Origin of the sequence: Mesorhizobium sp. M1004 (assembly GCF_040318795.1) — a bacterium.
In the GTDB taxonomy this organism is placed as follows: Bacteria; Pseudomonadota; Alphaproteobacteria; order Rhizobiales; family Rhizobiaceae; genus Mesorhizobium.
Genome location: NZ_JAMYNB010000006.1, coordinates 205984 through 223779, shown reverse-complemented (window position 1 = coordinate 223779; position 17796 = coordinate 205984). Strand labels below are relative to the sequence as shown.

Sequence of the window (17796 nt, the reverse complement as noted above, 5' to 3'; positions counted from 1 at the left end):
CAAACACAGGGAAGGAAAAGACATGACCGAGCTTGTGCTCACCGAGGCCCGCAACGGGATCGCCATCCTCACACTTAATCGGCCGGAAAAGCTCAACGCCTTGAACTATGCGCTGATTGATCGCCTGCTTGCGCTCCTCGATGCCGCCGAGACCGACGACGCCATCCGCGCCGTCATCCTCACTGGAGCAGGAGAGCGCGCCTTCTCCGCCGGCGGCGACATCCATGAATTCTCAGGCAGCGTGGCCATCGGCGTCGACGTTGCCCTGCGCGACTTCGTCATGCGCGGACAGCGGCTGACGGCAAGGCTGGAGGCATTCCGCAAGCCCGTCATCGCCGCCGTCAACGGCATCGCCTTCGGCGGCGGCTGCGAGATCACCGAAGCCGTGCCGCTCGCTATCGCCAGCGACCGCGCCTTGTTCGCCAAGCCTGAGATCAACCTTGCAATGCCGCCTACTTTCGGCGGCACGCAGCGGCTTCCGAGACTGGCAGGGCGCAAGAGGGCGCTCGAGCTGCTGTTGACCGGCGATTGGTTCCCGCCGCCCCGCGCCGTCGAACTCGGCCTCGTCAACCAGGTGGTGCCGCATGAGGAGCTGATGCCCGCCGCAATTGATCTTGCCCGGCGCATGACCAGACATTCTCCTGCAGCAATTGCCTCGATCCTCACAGCAGTGGCGAGGGGCCTGAACCAGAGCATCGCGGAAGGCTTGGCTGCCGAGGCCGAGCAGTTCGCCCGCATGGCTCCGACCGCTGATCTGCGCGAAGGGCTGGATGCCTGGATCGCACGGCGCCAGCCGGGCTGTGACGGCTCGTGGACACACATCACCCGTCCGGATGAAGCCAGGCGAGCCTCAACGCAGCAGGACGGGCTTGCGGACCGGGATCAAGGCGCCGTCACGGCCACATGACCTTTCATGTTGGGGTGGAAGCGGCAGAAATATTCGACCGCTTCCGCCTTCCGCAGGGTCAGGCTCGCTGTTGTCTTCGGCGGGATCATCACTTCCCAGCCACCCTTGACGGTAGCCGTATGTGCGAACACGTCCTTGTTCACCCACTTGATCGTGTCGCCGACCTTCGCGTCGACGGTGGCCGGCGAAAAGACAAGTTTGTTGATGGTGACCTGGATGGTTTCGGCCTGCACGGGTGAGGTCCCGAAGACCAACGCCAGTGCAATCCACAGCTGCCGTTTCGACATAGCCTGGTCCTTACTTCAGCATACCTGCAACATGCTCGGCGTGCTGTTCATGGCCCTGGAAAATCTTCAGGCCGGTCTCCAGCAGGCTCTTCAACTCGGTATTACTGGCCGATGGGATCAAAAGGGTTTCAAGCGCGCCGTCGACCTGTTTGTGGTAGGCGATCTCGTTGTCGACATAGGCTTTGTCAAAGGCTGCGCCGTCGAGTTTGGCGAGCTTCGCCCGCTCCTCGGCCGCAGCCTTGGTCAGCGCCTGGCTGGTTGCGTTGTCTTCCGGCGTCACCTTCAGCTTCTTTACCAGTTCCAGTGCCTGCGCGTTGACCGCTTCGTGGTCGCGCACCATGTCGTTGGCGAAATCCACGACCTCCTTGGTCTTCGATTTCTTGATCGCCTGCTTGGCGGCTTCCACATCGATGACGCCTGCCGTGTAGGCGATGTGGGCGATCTGCGGGTCCGTCGGCTTGTCGGCGGCTTGTGCGAGCGGGGCAGCGCCAAGCAGCAGCAAGGCAGCGAGGGCGGCGGTGTGTCGGGTAACCATGGCATCTCCTTCGCCCGGACGCGGGATCGCGCCGGGCCGTGTTTTTCAGTTGACGGTCATTGGATGCGCAGCGGCGGCAAACGTTCCCGGGGAAATCGGCCAAATCAGCCGATGATCAGCTCTCCAGGCCGAGCCGCTGCATGACGGCGCTGGTCAGCCTGTCGCAGCGCCGGCCGGCAAACGGGAAGGCGTCGAGCAGCACCGGCCCGATCTGGTCGTCGAGTGCCTTGCGTACCAGGGCGCGGGCGCGGTGTAGCCTTGTCTTGACGGTTTCCGGCCGCACGCCAAGCAGCTCGGCGGTCTCCTCGATACTGAGCCCCTCGATAACCCGCGCCACGAACACCGTCCGATAAACATCGGGTAGGCTGTCGGTCGCCCGTTCCACCAACTCGAGGATCTGCCGCTGCGCCATCGTCCGCTCCGGATCGTCGCTGGGATTGAGGGGGAACTGGATGATTTCGGCTTGCGGGTTTTTCGCCACCGTCCGCCGCCTTTTGCGCAGACGACCGAGCGCCTCGTTGATGACGATGCGCGACAGCCAGGTGGCCAATGAGGACTCCCCGCGAAAGGCATCGAGATGGGCAAAGGCTCTGACATAGGCCTCCTGGACGATGTCCTCGGCTTCGGCATCGTTGCGCACCACCCCGCGAGCGATGCGATAGAGCCGCTGATTATGGGTCTTCATGATGATGCAGAAGGCGTTGCCTTCGCGTGCCAGCGCGCGGCGCACGAGAAGCATCTCGCTTGAAGCAGCCGTGGGCATTGGTACAGACATAGCAGGCATGGCCAGTTCCTCGATCCAATCCCCGTCCGAAACCTCGATCAAGACATTGGATGACATCGCCGGCAAAAGGTTCCCGGCCATTTTCGCCCGGCTCCGACGGCGCCTAGAATACTGCTTCCGCCAGCGGCTTGTCAGCAGCCTGCACTCGCGCCGTGGCCGCAAGCAGGTCGGTCTGCGTGATCAGGCCAAGGATGCGGCTGTCCCCGTCCAAGATGATGACTGCATGGGTGCGGCCGTCGGTGAGCACCGGTAGCAGGGCCATGGCGGGCGTACCGGCGGCGGCGGTCGACGCTGTCGAGGTAACGCTTCCGACGGCTTCGTCGGCTCGCGCCAATTCCCTTAATCCAACGGTGCCGACCAGCCTGGCGTCCTTGTCTACAACCGGCAGCGTGCGGATATTGTGGTCGAGCAGCAGATGACGCGCCCGATCGGCGGACGCGTGTTCATCGACCGAAATCACGTCGCACGACATGATGTCCTCGCACAACATGGTTCGGTGTGCGCGCATCGTCGCTTGCAGTTCGACCTGTCGCAGCAGTTGTTCGAGATCGTTGCGGTCGATGTCGAAGGTCTCGTCGAGCGCAGCCAGCGCGGCATCGATGTCCTCGGCCCGGAAGCCGATGCGCTCCTGAGCCGGCGGATCGCTGGTTCCGTGCGTGCTTTTCGGGGCAGGGGCCGGCACATGCGGGTAGCTGCGTCGCGACAGCCTGTGGAAAGCATAGCCGAGCGCGACCAGCATCATGGAGTTCAGCGCCACCGGCACGAACGGAAACAGGAAGCCGGCACCGATCACGGCCGGCCCGCCGAGCACGGCGGTCAGTGCGGCGGCTCCGCCCGGCGGATGCAGGCAGCGCGAGAACGACATGGCGGCGATCGCCATCGCCACGGCAATGCCCGTGGCGAGAACGGGCTGATGGACGAAATGGGCCACGATCACGCCGACCAGCGCCGATATTGTATTGCCGCCGATGATCGACCATGGCTGCGCCAGCGGGCTTGCAGGCACCGCGAACAGCAGCACCGCCGACGCCCCCATCGGCGCCACCAGCAGCGGCACATGCGGGCCATTGCCAAGCACCAGCGCGCCGATCGCGCCGGTCAGCGCAATGCCGATCATCGCCCCGATGCAGGCGATGAGGCGCTCGCGCAGCGTCGCGCCGGCGAGAATGGGGACAAAGAGACGAAAGGCCATGGCAAGCTCAGTCCGGCTGGAATTGTGCGCGCAGCGCCTGCAATGGCGTTGGCCCGACGATTTTGAAAGTCAAACCGATCCGAAAAAGCGCGCGTTGGGGAAATAACATTGCGCTTGGTTGACCGATGAGCGGCTTTGCGAGGTCGATCGCCCTACGAAAGCCGCTCGCCAATCCTTTCAACGGGTTAAGCCGGCTAGCGGAATCAGCTTGGCAAGTTTGCTGGTGTCATGCCGCAGCGGCCGCTTCCAGGCCGCGCAGGATATCGGCCTTGAGGTCCTCGACATCCTCAAGCCCGATCTGCAGCCGGATCAGCGGGCCGTCATAGGGGCCCTTGGCGACGGTACGGTCGCCGAGGAAGACCGGCACGGCAAGGCTCTCATAGCCGCCCCAGGAATAGCCGAGACCGAAGATTTTCAACGCATCGAGGAAGGCATGCTGCTGTCTCTGGCCGCCGCCTTTGAGCACGATGGAAAAGATGCCGCTCGAGCCGGAAAAATCACGCTTCCACACCGCGTGGTCGGGGTGGCTGGGGAGCGCCGGGTGCAGCACGCGGGCCACGCCGGGCTGGCCTTCAAGCCAGACGGCAATGGCAAGCGCGCTCTTTTGATGGTGATCCAGCCGAACGCCCATCGTGCGCAGGCCGCGCAGGACTTGGTAGACGTCGTCGGGGCCGGCGCAGCAGCCCATCGTGTAGAACGTCTCGCAAAGCTGCTTCCAGCAGTTGGCATTGGCAGACACTGTGCCCAGCAGCACGTCCGAATGCCCGGCCGGATATTTCGTCGCCGCATGGATCGAGATATCGACGCCGTGGTCGAGCGGACGGAAATAGAGCGGCGTTGCCCAGGTGTTGTCCATCATGACGATGGCGCCCGTTTCATGCGCCGCCTTGGCGATCGCCGGAACGTCCTGCACCTCGAAGGTGTTGGAGGCCGGTGATTCCGTAAACACGACTTTGGTGTTCGGCTTGATCAAGCTGGCGATACCGGCGCCGGCATGCGGATCGTAATACTCGACCTCGACACCCAGCCGCTTCAGCATCGTGTCGGCGAAATTGCGGGTCGGATGGTAGACGGAATCGACAATCAGGATGTGATCGCCTGCCGAGAGAAACGCCAGCAACGGGACGGTCACCGCCGCCAGGCCCGACGGCACGATTATTGTGCCGGCGGAGCCTTCCAGCGCGTCGATCGCATGCGCCAACGCATCGGTGGTCGGCGTGCCGCGTGTGCCATAGGTGTATTTCTGGCTGCGCGCCGCCATCACCGACGCATTGGGATAGAGCACGGTCGAGGCATGCACGATCGGCGGATTGACGAAGCCGAAATAGTCGTGCGGATTGTTGCCCGAATGGGCAAGCCGCGTGTTGATACCCATTTCGTTGCCGTCAGTCGCCATTGCTCTTCGCCTTGTGGTGAAAGCGCTAGCCATAGAGCGTCGGCATTGGCCGTGCAACAGCGGGCGCCCGCCAGGCGGTGCCCTTTGCATAGGCCAATTCCCCCATGAATAGTCTGGAAAGCCTGGCGATCCAGAGCCGCGGATTTCATGAGTGGATGTGGATTAGCGTCGACGGACTTTGCCGGTTTTATTTGCGGGGCTTGCTGCTTTCCTGATGCTGTTGTCTGCAATTCAGGCATTTGCGGCAATTGGTTTTCAAAGCTGTCGTGAAACGGTCATTTCCCTTGACCTCACAGAGATAATCGCCTTCGATGCAGTTCGTGAATGGGAGGGGCCGGGCGTCGGTTACGACGCGAGGTTCCGGAATGAGCCGGATGGGAGCCGGGTTCACGCGGGAAAAGATCAGGATTTGCCTGAGGATCAGGGTTTACCTGAAAACAGAAAAGGGTCTGTGGGTTATGAAACATATTGCAATTGGCATTCTCGGTGCCGCTGCGCTTGGATGGATGGCTTCGGCCGCGTCGGCGACAACGCTCGATACCGTCAAGGCGAAGGGCTTCATCCAGTGCGGTGTCTCGACGGGCCTGGCCGGCTTCTCGGCGCCTGACGACAAAGGCGATTGGAAAGGCATCGACGCGGATTTCTGCCGCGCTGTCGCTGGTGCAGTCTTCGGCGATGCCTCCAAGGTCAAGTTCACGCCGCTCAGCGCCAAGGAGCGCTTCACCGCGTTGCAGTCGGGCGAGATCGATCTCCTGTCGCGCAACACCACATGGACCATCAATCGCGATACCGCGCTTGGCCTGAACTTCATCGGCGTCACCTATTATGACGGCCAGGGTTTCATGATCAACGCCAAGAAACTGCCTGGCGTCAATTCGGCGCTGCAGCTTTCAGGTGCGGCAGTCTGCGTGCAGAGCGGCACCACCACCGAGCTCAACCTCGCCGATTACTTCAAGGCGAACAAGATGGAGTACAACCCGGTCGTCTTCGAAAAGCTGGAAGAGGTCAACGCTGCCTATGACGCCGGCCGCTGCGACGTCTACACCACCGACCAATCCGGCCTCTATGGCATCCGCCTGACGCTGAGTGCGCCGGCCGACCATGTCGTGCTGCCCGAGATCATCTCCAAAGAGCCGCTCGGCCCCGCCGTACGCCAGGGGGACGACCAGTGGTACCACATCGTCAAGTGGACCTACTTCGCCCTGTTGCAGGCAGAGGAACTGGGCATCACCCAGGCCAATGTCGAAGAGATGAAGACCTCGGATAATCCGGAGATCAAGCGCGTGCTCGGTCAGGAAGCCGAAACCAAGATCGGAACCGACCTTGGCGTGAGCAATGACTGGGTCGTCAACATCGTCAAGGCAGTCGGCAATTACGGTGAGATGTTCGAGCGCAATGTCGGCACCGGCAGCCCGCTGAAGATCGCGCGCGGCATCAATGCGCTGTGGACCAAGGGCGGCCTGCAATACGCACCGCCGATCCGCTGACCGAAATGTGATCCGGAAGGCAGATTATCTGCCTTCCGGTTTCTCTTTCCAGGGGATGAGCAATGGCGTCGCAGGAAGTTCTTCGCGAGGAGCCGAGCCGCGGTTCCTTCATCAACGATCCGAAAGTCCGCGGGTTTTTCTTCCAGGCGGTGGTTGTCATCTTGCTGGTGGCGGGCGTCTGGTGGATCGTCCACAACGTCATCGTCAACCTGCAGCGCCTGCATATTACTTCCGGTTTTGGCTTCCTGAACAACCGAGCAGGCTTTGACATTCCAGTCAGGCCCATCGCTTATGATTCCGATTCGACCTATGGCCAGGCCATTGTCGTCGGGCTTATCAACACCATTATCGTCGCCGTTGCCGGCATTATCACCGCGACCATCATTGGCTTCATTGTCGGCGTCGGCCGGTTATCGCGCAACTGGCTGGTTCGCAAGATTTGCACGGTCTATGTCGAGGTGTTCCGCAACATTCCGCCCCTGCTGGTGATCTTCTTCTGGTATTCAGGCGTGCTCGCGGTACTGCCGGCGCCTCGCGACAGTTTCAATTTGCCGTTCGGCTCTTTCCTCAACCAACGCGGTTTCTATTTTCCGCGCGCTATCTGGGGCGACGGCTCCTGGCTGATGTTTGTCGCCTTGCTTGTCGGCATCGCCATGGCTTTTTTTGTCGCGCGCACGGCACGCCAGCGGCAAATGGCAACCGGCCAGCAGTTTCCCGTATTCTGGACTTCGGCGGCGCTGATCGTCGGCCTTCCGCTCCTGGCCTATGCGCTGAGCGGCTTTCCCTTGAGCTTCGACTTTCCAAAACAATCGACCTTCAACCTGACCGGAGGCTTTCAGATCGGGCCGGAGTTCCTGTCTCTCTATTTGGCGCTGTCCTGTTACACGGCCTCCTTCATCGCCGAGATCGTGCGCGCCGGCATTCTCGGCGTCAGCAAGGGTCAGACCGAAGCGGCTGGCGCCCTGGGGCTGCGGCCGGGATCTATCCTGCGGCTTGTCGTCGTTCCCCAAGCCATGCGGATCGTCATCCCGCCGCTGACCAGCCAGTATCTCAACCTGACAAAGAACTCGTCGCTGGCCATAGCCATCGGTTACCCCGACCTGACGGCGATCGCCGGCACAGTGCTGAATCAGACCGGTCAAGCGGTCGAGGGTGTGCTGATCATGATGGTCGTCTATCTCATCATCAGCCTGGTGACGTCGGCGGTGATGAATGTGGTCAACGCCAGGATGGCGCTGGTGGAGAGGTAAGACCATGCAGGAACATGATACCTCCTGGGTGCGGACCGAAATGGCACTCGCTCAACAAGCCCCGGCCGGCGTGCGGGGGCCTTTGGCCTGGGTTCGCAAGAACCTGATCGGTTCGGTGGGCGACGTCATCCTGACTGTAGTGGCTATTGCGCTGGTGGTGATGATCGTGCCGCCCATCGTCAACTGGGCCTTCATCAACGCCCAGTGGACGGGGCCGGACCGGACTGTATGCGCCACGGTGGCGCAAGGCGGAATCCAGCCGGACGGCTGGTCAGGCGCCTGCTGGGCGTTCGTCAACGCGAAGTTCGGCCAGTTGATGCTTGGACGCTATCCCCTGGAAGAGCGCTGGCGGCCGATCCTGGTCGCCGTCCTGTTCGTGGCGCTGCTGGTGCCGTTGCTGATGCCACGCGTGCCGCGCAAGGGGTTGAACGCCATTCTTCTATTCCTGGCACTGCCGATCATCGCGTTCGTGCTGCTGGTCGGCGGCATCTTCGGCCTGCCGCATGTGGAGACCCAGCTATGGGGCGGGCTGCTGGTGACACTGAGCCTGTCCTTTGTCGGCATTGCCGTGTCGCTGCCGATGGGCATCGTGCTGGCGCTCGGCCGGCGCTCCAAGATGCCGATCGTCAAGACACTGTGCGTGGTCTTCATCGAGTTCGTTCGCGGCATCCCGCTGATCACCGTTCTGTTCTTTGCCAGCGTCATGCTGCCGCTGTTTCTGCCCGCCGGTGTTTCGTTCGACAAATATCTCAGGGCGCTGATCGGCGTCTCGCTGTTTGCCGCCGCCTACATGGCCGAAGTGGTGCGCGGCGGCCTGCAGGCGATCCCCAAGGGTCAGTATGAGGGGGCGGATTCGCTTGGCCTGGGCTACTGGCAGAAGATGGTGCTGATCGTGCTGCCGCAGGCACTGAAGCTGGTCATCCCCGGCATCGTCAATACCTTCATCGGTATGTTCAAGGACACAAGCCTCGTCATCATCATCTCGATGTTTGACCTGCTTGGCGTCGTCAAGCAGAACTTCTCGGACGCCAATTGGGCGACCCCACAGACCGCGAGATCCGGTCTCATCTTTGCAGCCTTCGTCTTCTGGCTGTTCTGCTTCGGCATGTCGCGGTATTCGATGTACACGGAACGCCGGCTCGACACCGGCCACAAACGTTGATGCATGTCGCCCAAAAGTGTTTAGCGGTTTTGGGACAACGACATGCATCATAGCTAAAAGACAGAACAAAAAGGGGAACCTGCCATGGTCATAGAAAACGCCGTCAGCGCCGAAGAGATCAAGGTCGATGCCAAGAAGATGCACATCTCGACCACCGATGTCGCAATCGACATCATCGGCATGCACAAATGGTATGGCGAGTTCCATGTGCTGAAGGACATCAACCTCAAGGTGATGCGCGGCGAGCGCATCGTCATCTGCGGTCCTTCGGGCTCGGGCAAATCGACCATGATCCGCTGCATCAACCGGCTGGAAGAGCACCAGAAGGGCAAGATCATCGTCGACGGCAAGGAACTCACCAACGATCTCAAGAAGATCGACGAGGTGCGCCGCGAGGTCGGCATGGTGTTCCAGCACTTCAACCTGTTCCCGCATCTGACCATCCTGGAGAACTGCACATTGGCACCGATCTGGGTGCGCAAGACGCCGAAGAAGCAGGCCGAGGAAATCGCCATGCACTTCCTCAAGCGCGTCAAGATCCCCGAACAGGCCAACAAATATCCGGGCCAGCTGTCGGGCGGCCAGCAGCAGCGCGTGGCGATCGCGCGTTCGCTGTGCATGAACCCGCGCATCATGCTGTTCGATGAGCCGACCTCGGCGCTCGATCCAGAAATGATCAAGGAAGTGCTGGAGACGATGGTGGGCCTGGCCGAGGAAGGCATGACCATGCTGTGCGTCACCCACGAAATGGGCTTTGCCCGCAAGGTCGCCAACCGGGTGATCTTCATGGATCAGGGCCAGATCGTCGAACAGAACACGCCGGCCGAGTTCTTCGACCATCCGCGCCACGAGCGCACCAAGCTGTTTCTGTCGCAGATCCTGCACTGAGCATTTTCATGCGAACCAAAAGAGCCCGGCCGTAATGCGGCCGGGCTCTTTTGCTATCTGGGGTCGGGGTTGATCTTCTCCATTGAAACACAAAGCCGGCGCCGCATGAGAAAAGCCCTGCGTTTCGTGGCCATGCTGATTATCGTGGTCGCGCTCGCTGCCACGCTCGGCACGCTGGTGCCGCGTCCGCTGTGGCCGGCGTCAGCGGCGGGTGAGGGCACGCGCCATATTCTGGTGCTGGAGAATCCGATCCACACCGACATCGCCATTCCCGTCGATGACGAGGTGCGCCGGCGCTTCCATTTCCTGGTCGCTGCCGGCATCCCTGTCGACGCCCCGGAAGTGCGCTACATCGTCTTTGGCTGGGGCGGCCGGGCGTTCTATCTGGAGACGCCGAGCTGGTCGCAGCTGAAAGCAGTGCCCGTCCTCAAGGCGCTGACACTGGACGCCTCGGTCATGCATGTCGATATCGCCGGGACCATCGCCGAGCCGCACCCTGCTGTCACCGGTTTCGACATCGATGAGGAACGTTTTGCAGCGCTGCTCAACTATATCGACGCGAGTTTCCAGCAAGGGCCGCATGGTCCGGTCGTCATCGAGAACGCCGCCTATTCCAGCTTCGACCGCTTCTTCGAGGCGAACGGCCAATTCAACGCGCTTGTCGGCTGTAACACCTGGACAGCCGCCGGCCTGCGCACCGCCGGCCTGCGCACCGGCTGGTGGAACCCGCTGCCGGCCTCGCTGCGATTTTCAATGCGGCTGTATAATTAGCAGCTCCTACGCCGCACCCCGACAGTGTTGGATCTTTTGAAGTCAGCGGGACGGCACCCCCCTCTGGCCAGCCGGCCATCTCCCCCGCAAGGGGGGAGATCAGCCGTTTTGCCCGCGGCGCTCCTGCTGCAACGCCGGCGATTTTGGCGAAGGCGACGGCGACATCCAATCTCCCCCCTTGCGGGGGAGATGTCCGGCAGGACAGAGGGGGGTGGGAAGGATCGCTACGTCGACGATCTGGACTGCCGAGTGTCCGCTCGCCATCCATAGAGCCAGTCGAGGTCGGCGGCGAGCTTGTCGGGCGAGCGCATGGCCAGGAACAGATTGCGGGCGATCGCCACCGGGCCGGCAGCATGCCAGGCGAGGCGGTTTACGGCCCCACGACGCGCGGCCTTGGCGACACGCGGCCGCCGAAGATTTTCCCAGATTTGAAAACTTCTGGGCAGATCGCCAGGGAAATCGGCGATAGCGTCGGCAAGCGTGATGGCATCTTCGATCGCCATTGCCGCGCCCTGTGCGGCAAACGGCGTCATCGCATGCGCGGCGTCGCCGATCATCGCGATGCCCTGCGGGCTCGTCCACCGCTGTTGTTCGACGGTATGGATCGGAAAGGCCGTCCATGGGCCGGCCAGTGCCACAAGCTTCGTCAGGCCCGGCGCGGTGCCGCGCAGGGCAGCCGTGAGGATCGCGGGATCGGCATGGCCCGACCAACCTTCGGCCATGCGCTCACCCTTGGTGAAGGCGGCGAGATTGAAGGCCTGGCCTTTGCTGACGGGGTAGGCGACCATGTGGAAGCCAGGATGCAGGAACGTGGTGACGCAGTCGGCGGCGCCGATCGCGGCAAAGGCTTCTCCGGCCGCACCGTCGGCTGCCATTGTAGCCCGCCAGGCGAGTTCGCCCGAAAAACGGCTTTTGACGAAGTCCTCGCCTGCGAGTTGCGCCCGGACCGCCGACCAGACGCCGTCGGCGCCGACCAGCAGTTTGCCGCGTGCCTCGATCTCGCGGCCGTCCACTTCGGCGGTCACGGCGACATATTGCGCGTCTTTGACGATGCCGGTCACGCGGGCGCCGGTGATGAGCTCAATCTGCGACCGTTCAGCCATTTGCCCCAGCAGCGCTGCCTGCAGATCTGCGCGATGGGCGACAAGATAGGGCGACTGCCAGCGCGCTTCGGCGGCGTGCCCGAGCGGTACCCGCGCCAGTTCGCGCAGCGTCCCGGCGTCCTTGAGCACGACCGCTTCCGGCCGCAACGCTGCGGGCAGCAGTCGGTCGAGCACGCCGAGTTTTCCAAGAATGCGTGTTGCGTTGGGCGAAAGCTGGATGCCGGCGCCGGCCGCTTCGAGGTGCTGTGCCTGTTCGATAAGCTTTACCGGATAACCCCGTCCGGCGAAGGCAAGGGCAGCGGTCAGCCCGGCGATGCCGGCCCCGGCGATTATGACCTGCCGGGACCTGATGTCTTCCATCGGGCTTGTCGCGGAAGGATCAGGCGGCCTGGTCGATATAAAGGCAACCAGCCGGCAGCGTTTCCGTCGCCCTCAGCTTCGCCGAATAGCGGTAGAGCGTCGAGCAGTAGGGACAGACCTTTTCATTGTCGTCGCCCATGTCGAGGAACACATGCGGGTGGTCGAAGGGCGGGTTGGCGCCGGTGCACATGAATTCCTTGACGCCGATGTCGATTGCCGGATGGCCCGCATCGTTCTGGAAATGGGGAATGGAACCGCCTGCCATCGTCGTCTCCTTGATCTCGTCGAAAAGCATCTGGAACATAACAGGCCTGTTTGCAAGATCGATGAAATGAAACTGTCGCAAAAGCCTGTCAGAGGATACGTTGAGCCGGTTAAGTGCATGTCCCTGAAATCGGAACGGTTTTCGCCGAAGGGTCATGCGCCACAAAAGCGTGTTAGAGGCATGGCACGTCCAGCGGCGCTCCAAGGGACGGTTGGCGGGGGAAGAGCAGGAACCATGAACGAACTGAAGCCGGTGCAGAGCGAATTCATCAATGTCGAGGTGGCGAGCCCCGAGGGCGGCAACCCCGATCGGTTCGTCAACCGTGAGTTCTCCTGGCTGCAGTTCAACCGGCGTGTGCTCGAGGAATCCCAGAACCAGCACCATCCGCTGCTCGAACGCGTCCGTTTCCTGTCGATTTCAGCCGCCAATCTCGACGAATTCTTCATGGTCCGCGTCGCCGGCCTTGCCGGCCAGGTGCGCGAAGGCATTGCGCTCAAGAGCCCCGACGGCCGCACGCCGGAGCAGCAGCTGGAACAATTGCTGCGCGAGGTCGAGCGGCTGCAGGAGGACCAGCAGAACAGCCTTTCGGCGCTGATGCTGCTGCTCAACAAGGAAGGCATTGAGAGCATCACCCGCGATGCACTGACCAAGGATGAGAAAGTCTGGCTGGAAGACCATTTCCAGGACCAGGTCTTCCCGGTCCTGACTCCACTGTCGATCGACCCGGCGCATCCGTTTCCGTTCATTCCCAATCTCGGCTTCTCGATGGCGCTGCAATTGCGCCACCGCAAGAATGGCGAGGAGATGAGCGCGCTTCTGCGCCTGCCGGTGGCGCTGAAGCGCTTCATCCGCCTGCCCGACCGCAAGCAGCACGTTCGCTTCATTCCACTGGAGGAGGCTGTCGGCCTCTATATCGGCAAGCTGTTCCCCGGCTATGAGGTCAAGGGTTCCGGCACCTTCCGCATCATCCGGGACAGCGATATCGAGGTCGAGGAAGAGTCGGAAGATCTCGTGCGCCTGTTCGAGACGGCGCTGAAGCGGCGCCGCCGCGGTTCGGTCATCCGCATCGAATTCGACAAGTCGATGCCCGGCGAATTGCGCGAGTTCGTCGCCGGCGAGCTTGGCGTCTCTTCGAGCCGCATCAGCGTTCTGACCGGCCCGCTGGCGCTCAGCCAGATTTCCGAGATCGTCGCCGTGCCACGCGACGACCTGAAGTTCACCCCCTACAATCCACGCTTTCCCGAGCGCATCCGCGAGCATGGCGGCGACTGTTTCGCGGCCATTCGCGAGAAGGACATCGTCGTCCACCACCCCTATGAATCCTTTGACGTGGTGGTCCAATTCCTGCGCCAGGCGATGGCCGACCCGGAGGTGGTGGCGATCAAGCAGACGCTCTACCGCACCTCCAACGACAGCCCGATCGTGCGCGCCTTGGTCGACGCGGCCGAGGCCGGCAAGTCGGTAACCGCCCTGGTCGAGCTCAAGGCGCGCTTCGACGAGGAAGCCAACATCCGCTGGGCGCGCGACCTCGAACGCGCCGGCGTCCAGGTCGTGTTCGGCTTCCTTGAACTGAAAACCCATGCGAAAATGTCGCTGGTGGTGCGGCGCGAGGACGGCAAGCTGCGCAACTATGTGCATCTCGGCACCGGCAACTACCATCCGGTGACCGCGCGCATCTACACCGACCTGTCCTTCTTCACCACTGATCCGACGATCGCGCGCGATGTCGCCCAGCTGTTCAACTTCATCACCGGCTATGCCGAGCCGACCGATGAGATGCGGATCGCCATCTCGCCGTTTACGCTGCGCAGCCGTATCCTCAAGCACATTGCCGACGAGGTCGCCCACGCGCTGGCTGGCCGTCCGGCGCGCATCTGGATGAAGATGAACGCGCTCGTCGATCCCAACATCATTGATGCGCTCTATGACGCCAGCCGTGCCGGCGTCGAGATCGATCTCGTCGTGCGCGGCATCTGCTGCCTGCGGCCGCAGGTGCCCGGCCTGTCGGAAAACATCAGGGTCAAGTCGATCGTCGGCCGCTTCCTCGAACACAGCCGCATCTATTGCTTCGGCAACGGCCATGGCCTGCCGTCGGACGAGGCGATCGTCTACATCGCCTCGGCCGACTTGATGCCACGCAATCTCGACCGCCGCGTCGAGACCATGGTGCCGATCACCAATCCAACGGTGCATGAACAGATCCTTGGCCAGATCATGCTGGGCAACATCATGGACAACCAGCAAAGTTTCGACGTATTGGCTGACGGAACCTCCCGGCGCGTCGTGCTGGAGGAGGGTGAGGAACCGTTCAACGCGCAGGAATATTTCATGACCAATCCGAGCCTGTCGGGACGGGGTGACGCGCTGAAGTCGCATGCGCCCAAGCGCATCGCGCAGTTCAAGCGTCGCAAGAAGAACACCGGCTGATGATTTCAACGTCCCAAGGCCGGCTGCAGGATCGCCGGCCGCTGTCCATCATCGACATCGGCTCGAACTCGATCCGCCTTGTCGTCTATGAAGGATTGGCGCGCTCGCCGACCTTGCTGTTCAACGAAAAGATGCTGGCCGGCCTCGGCCGCGGCATCGTTTCGACCGGCAAGCTCGACCCCGAGGCGGTGACGCGCTCGATGGAGGAGTTCCGCCGTTTCCGCGCGCTCTCCGACCAGGCGGGTGCGGAGCACATGTTTGTGCTGGCAACGGCCGCGGCCCGCGAAGCGATCAACGGCCCCGATTTCATCCACCGCGCCCAGGATGTGCTCAAGACCGAGATCCGCGTGCTCACTGGCCGGCAGGAGGCGCATTATTCGGCGCTTGGCGTCATTTCGGGCTTCCACCCCGCCAATGGCATTGCCGGCGATCTTGGCGGCGGCAGCCTGGAGCTTATCGACATCAATGGCGAGGCGATCGGCGACGGCATCACGCTGCCGCTGGGTGGCCTGCGGCTGCAGGACATGGCCAGGAATTCGCTCGCCCAGGCGGCAAAGATCACCCGCGACGAACTGGCGCGCGCCAAATTGTTGAAGGGCGGGCTGGGACGGCCCTTTTACGCCGTTGGCGGCACCTGGCGAAACCTTGCCCGGCTGCACATGGAAATGACCAACTACCCGCTTGGCGTCATGCACCACTATGAGATCGGTGTCGAAAGCGCCGCCAATTTCCTGAAGCAGGTGGCGAAAGGCGAGATCGAGAAGGTCAAGGGCATCGAAGGTGTGTCGAAGAACCGCCGTTCGCTGCTGCCCTATGGCGCGGTCGTGCTGCAGGAGATCATGGCGGCGATGCAGCCGTCGAAGATTATCGTCTCGGCATTGGGCGTGCGCGAAGGGTTTCTCTATTCGCTGCTCGACCCTGCCGAGCAGAAGGCCGATCCGCTGGTCTCCGCTTCGGAGGAACTGGCGCGGCTGCGGTCGCGCTCGGTCACCCATGCGCATGAGCTTGTCGAATGGACGGACAAGACCTTTGCCGCCTTCGGCATCGACGAGACGGAGGATGAGGCGCGCTATCGCCACGCTGCCTGTCTGCTGGCCGATATAGGCTGGCGCGCACACCCGGAATATCGCGGCAAGCAGTCGCTCAACATCATTGCCCACGCCTCCTTCATCGGCGTCGATCACCCCGGCCGTGCCTTCCTGGCGCTGGTCGGCCTGTTCCGCCACGAAGGCGTGTTCAACGATGCGGCGCCGGAAATCCGCGGCCTGGCGACGCCGCGCTATCTCGAGCGCGCCCGCATCCTGGCGGCGGTGCTGCGCGTCGTCTATCTGCTGACTGCGGCCATGCCCGGCGTCATGCCGCGGCTGAAATGGGAAAACCGCGGCAATGGCACGTTGGCGCTGGTGCTGCCGGCCTCACTTTCCGATCTTTACGGCGAACGCCCGGCCGGACGGCTGGCGCAACTGGCGCGGATCACCAACCGCCGGCTGGTGCTGGCGGTCGAGGGTGGGCAGAGCGTGTCGGTGAAGTAGGCGCGGCCTGACAGCAAAACCATGTCGTCGTCGGCCTCGCGTTCGAGGACCGGCTTCCTCAATCCGTCGCTGCTTCGCACCGCCACCTTCCCCCTCCGGAGGGAAAGGAAGGGAGCCTCGTTGGAAAGCGTTGGCGGCAATAGGCTCGCGCCCTTCCTCTACCGCGTCGATCGGGGAGAGGTGGCTCGGCGAAGCCGAGACGGAGTGGGGGCCGACCTGCCTCGGCGAGGAATCAACCTGGGACGATATTTGACGATATCAGACCGCGGCGCGGCGCCCGTCGATCGACCAGGCCCCGGCGCCGGCCATGGCTAGCGCCAGGAATCCACCGGCGATAGCAATATCCTTCATCAGCATCTGCTGGTGCAGGAAGGTGAGCATCGGGTCATCGCCGCCCTGGCCGTAGTGGCCGATGGAGCCTGCAACGACGCAGAAAGCGGCAAGAAGTATCGCAACGACCGGCGTCTGAAAGCCGACCAGTACCAAGAGACCGGCAATCAACTCGAACAGCCCGGTGCCCCAGGCAGCAAGCGTCGGCAATGGCATGCCGAGGCCGGCGAAATAGCCGGTCGTCCCGGCAATGTCGGCGAGCGCGTGGTAGCCGGAGGGAATGAGCAGGACGGCGAGCAGCAGCCGGGAAATCAGAAGCAATGCATCGCGGGGCATGGTCATCTCCGTTGTCTGTCCGCCGGCTGTTTCGAGACCGATCCTAGCAGGGATGGGTCGAGCGTGCGCTTGGGCAGACAACGAAAAAGCGGCGTGGAAAATTCCACGCCGCTTTTTTCAGGCTTGGGAAGGGAAAGCTCAGCCGCGCTTGGCGTCGATCGAGTAGGTGCCAGGGCCTGAGGAAGCCAGCAGCAGGAAGCCGCCGGTGATGGCGACGTTCTTCAGGAAATGGATCATCTGGTTCTGGTCGGCCCAGCCGGTATGGGCGACAAAGGCCGAGGCGATGGTGAAGACCGCGAGCACCCAGGCGGCGATGCGGGTCTGAAAGCCAACGAGCACGGCAAGGCCGCCGAGCAATTCGATCAGGCCGACGACAATGGCCGTTATGGTCGGCACCGGCAGGCCCATGGCGCCGAAATAGCCGGCGGTGCCGGAAATGGCGGTGAGCTTGCCGAAGCCGGAAAGCAGGAAGATGGCGGCGAGCAGGATGCGGCCGAGCAGGATGGTGGTGGAGCTGTTGGACGCGATGCCGGCGCCGGCAGCGGAAGTGTTGATGGACATGGTGGCTCTCCGAAAAGGGTTGATGTCCCGTCAGATAGACCAAGCCGACTGTTCACCAAAGCCGCCAGTCCGGCGACACATTGTTCACAGGACGTACATTTCGGGATCGTTCGACCGACGCAAAATTCTTGTCGCGGCCAGCAGCGGCGGGAGCAAATTGTCCCGCCACAAAATTTGGATTTCTAGTTGACGCAATTCCAAAGAGGAAGGGCTGCGCGCTTCG

At 62.5% G+C, this 17796-nt stretch carries 17 protein-coding genes; 8 read left to right on the top strand and 9 right to left on the bottom strand.

The genetic code is table 11. The annotated features are described in order from the left end of the window. The first annotated feature begins 22 nt into the window (after positions 1–22). Positions 23–907, top strand: a complete 885-nt coding sequence (locus tag NKH54_RS14970) for a crotonase/enoyl-CoA hydratase family protein (RefSeq protein WP_353028475.1) — start codon at positions 23–25, stop codon at positions 905–907. Here NKH54_RS14970 and NKH54_RS14965 read toward each other — a convergent pair. The 5 genes from NKH54_RS14965 to NKH54_RS14945 all read right to left on the bottom strand — a co-directional run bounded on the left by NKH54_RS14965 (position 883) and on the right by NKH54_RS14945 (position 5101). After that, entirely contained in the window at positions 883–1194 is a 312-nt protein-coding gene (locus tag NKH54_RS14965; protein ID WP_023832808.1) for a cupredoxin domain-containing protein, read from the bottom strand. The two genes, NKH54_RS14970 and NKH54_RS14965, sit on opposite strands and share 25 nt — an antisense overlap. Positions 1195–1204: 10 nt before the next feature. After that, complete coding sequence (locus tag NKH54_RS14960) at positions 1205–1729, bottom strand: DUF4142 domain-containing protein (RefSeq protein ID WP_023705691.1); 525 nt, start codon at positions 1727–1729, stop codon at positions 1205–1207. A gap of 115 nt (positions 1730–1844) precedes the next feature. Next, positions 1845–2513, bottom strand: a complete 669-nt coding sequence (locus NKH54_RS14955) for an RNA polymerase sigma factor (protein WP_023730437.1) — start codon at positions 2511–2513, stop codon at positions 1845–1847. A gap of 103 nt (positions 2514–2616) precedes the next feature. Beyond that, positions 2617–3705 (bottom strand): HPP family protein, encoded by a 1089-nt coding sequence (locus tag NKH54_RS14950; RefSeq protein ID WP_353028474.1) that lies wholly within the window; start codon positions 3703–3705, stop codon positions 2617–2619. A gap of 226 nt (positions 3706–3931) precedes the next feature. Then, a complete protein-coding gene (locus tag NKH54_RS14945; RefSeq protein WP_023684329.1) occupies positions 3932–5101 on the bottom strand; it encodes a cystathionine beta-lyase in 1170 nt (389 codons plus the stop codon). Between the two features lie 458 nt (positions 5102–5559). Between NKH54_RS14945 and NKH54_RS14940 the strand changes: the two genes are divergently transcribed. The 5 genes from NKH54_RS14940 (at position 5560) to NKH54_RS14920 (ending at position 10659) form a co-directional block, all read left to right on the top strand. Beyond that, positions 5560–6588 carry an amino acid ABC transporter substrate-binding protein gene (locus NKH54_RS14940; protein ID WP_023671480.1) on the top strand — a complete coding sequence of 343 codons (1029 nt, stop codon included), beginning with the start codon at positions 5560–5562 and terminating at the stop codon, positions 6586–6588. Positions 6589–6650: 62 nt separating this feature from the next. Continuing rightward, positions 6651–7838 (top strand): amino acid ABC transporter permease, encoded by a 1188-nt coding sequence (locus tag NKH54_RS14935; protein WP_023671481.1) that lies wholly within the window; start codon positions 6651–6653, stop codon positions 7836–7838. 4 nt (positions 7839–7842) lie between these two features. After that, positions 7843–9000 (top strand): amino acid ABC transporter permease, encoded by a 1158-nt coding sequence (locus tag NKH54_RS14930; protein ID WP_023705694.1) that lies wholly within the window; start codon positions 7843–7845, stop codon positions 8998–9000. Positions 9001–9084: 84 nt separating this feature from the next. After that, a complete protein-coding gene (locus NKH54_RS14925; RefSeq protein WP_023671483.1) occupies positions 9085–9888 on the top strand; it encodes an amino acid ABC transporter ATP-binding protein in 804 nt (267 codons plus the stop codon). Positions 9889–9993: 105 nt separating this feature from the next. Beyond that, positions 9994–10659: a TIGR02117 family protein gene (locus tag NKH54_RS14920; protein WP_023743967.1), complete on the top strand. Its 666-nt coding sequence runs from the start codon at positions 9994–9996 to the stop codon at positions 10657–10659. A gap of 224 nt (positions 10660–10883) precedes the next feature. Here NKH54_RS14920 and NKH54_RS14915 read toward each other — a convergent pair whose 3' ends face one another. Both NKH54_RS14915 and NKH54_RS14910 read right to left on the bottom strand, forming a co-directional pair. After that, positions 10884–12122: an FAD-dependent monooxygenase gene (locus tag NKH54_RS14915; protein WP_353028473.1), complete on the bottom strand. Its 1239-nt coding sequence runs from the start codon at positions 12120–12122 to the stop codon at positions 10884–10886. A 19-nt stretch (positions 12123–12141) separates the two neighbouring features. Further along, positions 12142–12387 carry a zinc-finger domain-containing protein gene (locus NKH54_RS14910; RefSeq protein WP_023705697.1) on the bottom strand — a complete coding sequence of 82 codons (246 nt, stop codon included), beginning with the start codon at positions 12385–12387 and terminating at the stop codon, positions 12142–12144. Positions 12388–12621: 234 nt separating this feature from the next. Between NKH54_RS14910 and NKH54_RS14905 the strand changes: the two genes are divergently transcribed. Further along, positions 12622–14814: an RNA degradosome polyphosphate kinase gene (locus tag NKH54_RS14905; protein WP_023689905.1), complete on the top strand. Its 2193-nt coding sequence runs from the start codon at positions 12622–12624 to the stop codon at positions 14812–14814. Next, positions 14814–16346, top strand: coding sequence for an exopolyphosphatase (gene ppx / locus NKH54_RS14900; protein WP_023697723.1), 1533 nt, complete (start codon positions 14814–14816; stop codon positions 16344–16346). Before NKH54_RS14905 ends, ppx begins: the two co-directional genes overlap by 1 nt. Before the next feature lie 258 nt (positions 16347–16604). Here the strand turns inward: ppx and NKH54_RS14895 are convergent, their stop codons facing one another. Then, positions 16605–17012: a DoxX family protein gene (locus NKH54_RS14895; protein ID WP_353028472.1), complete on the bottom strand. Its 408-nt coding sequence runs from the start codon at positions 17010–17012 to the stop codon at positions 16605–16607. Between the two features lie 138 nt (positions 17013–17150). After that, on the bottom strand, positions 17151–17573 hold the full coding sequence (locus NKH54_RS14890) for a DoxX family protein (protein ID WP_023700661.1): 423 nt from the start codon (positions 17571–17573) through the stop codon (positions 17151–17153). Positions 17574–17796: the final 223 nt, after the last annotated feature.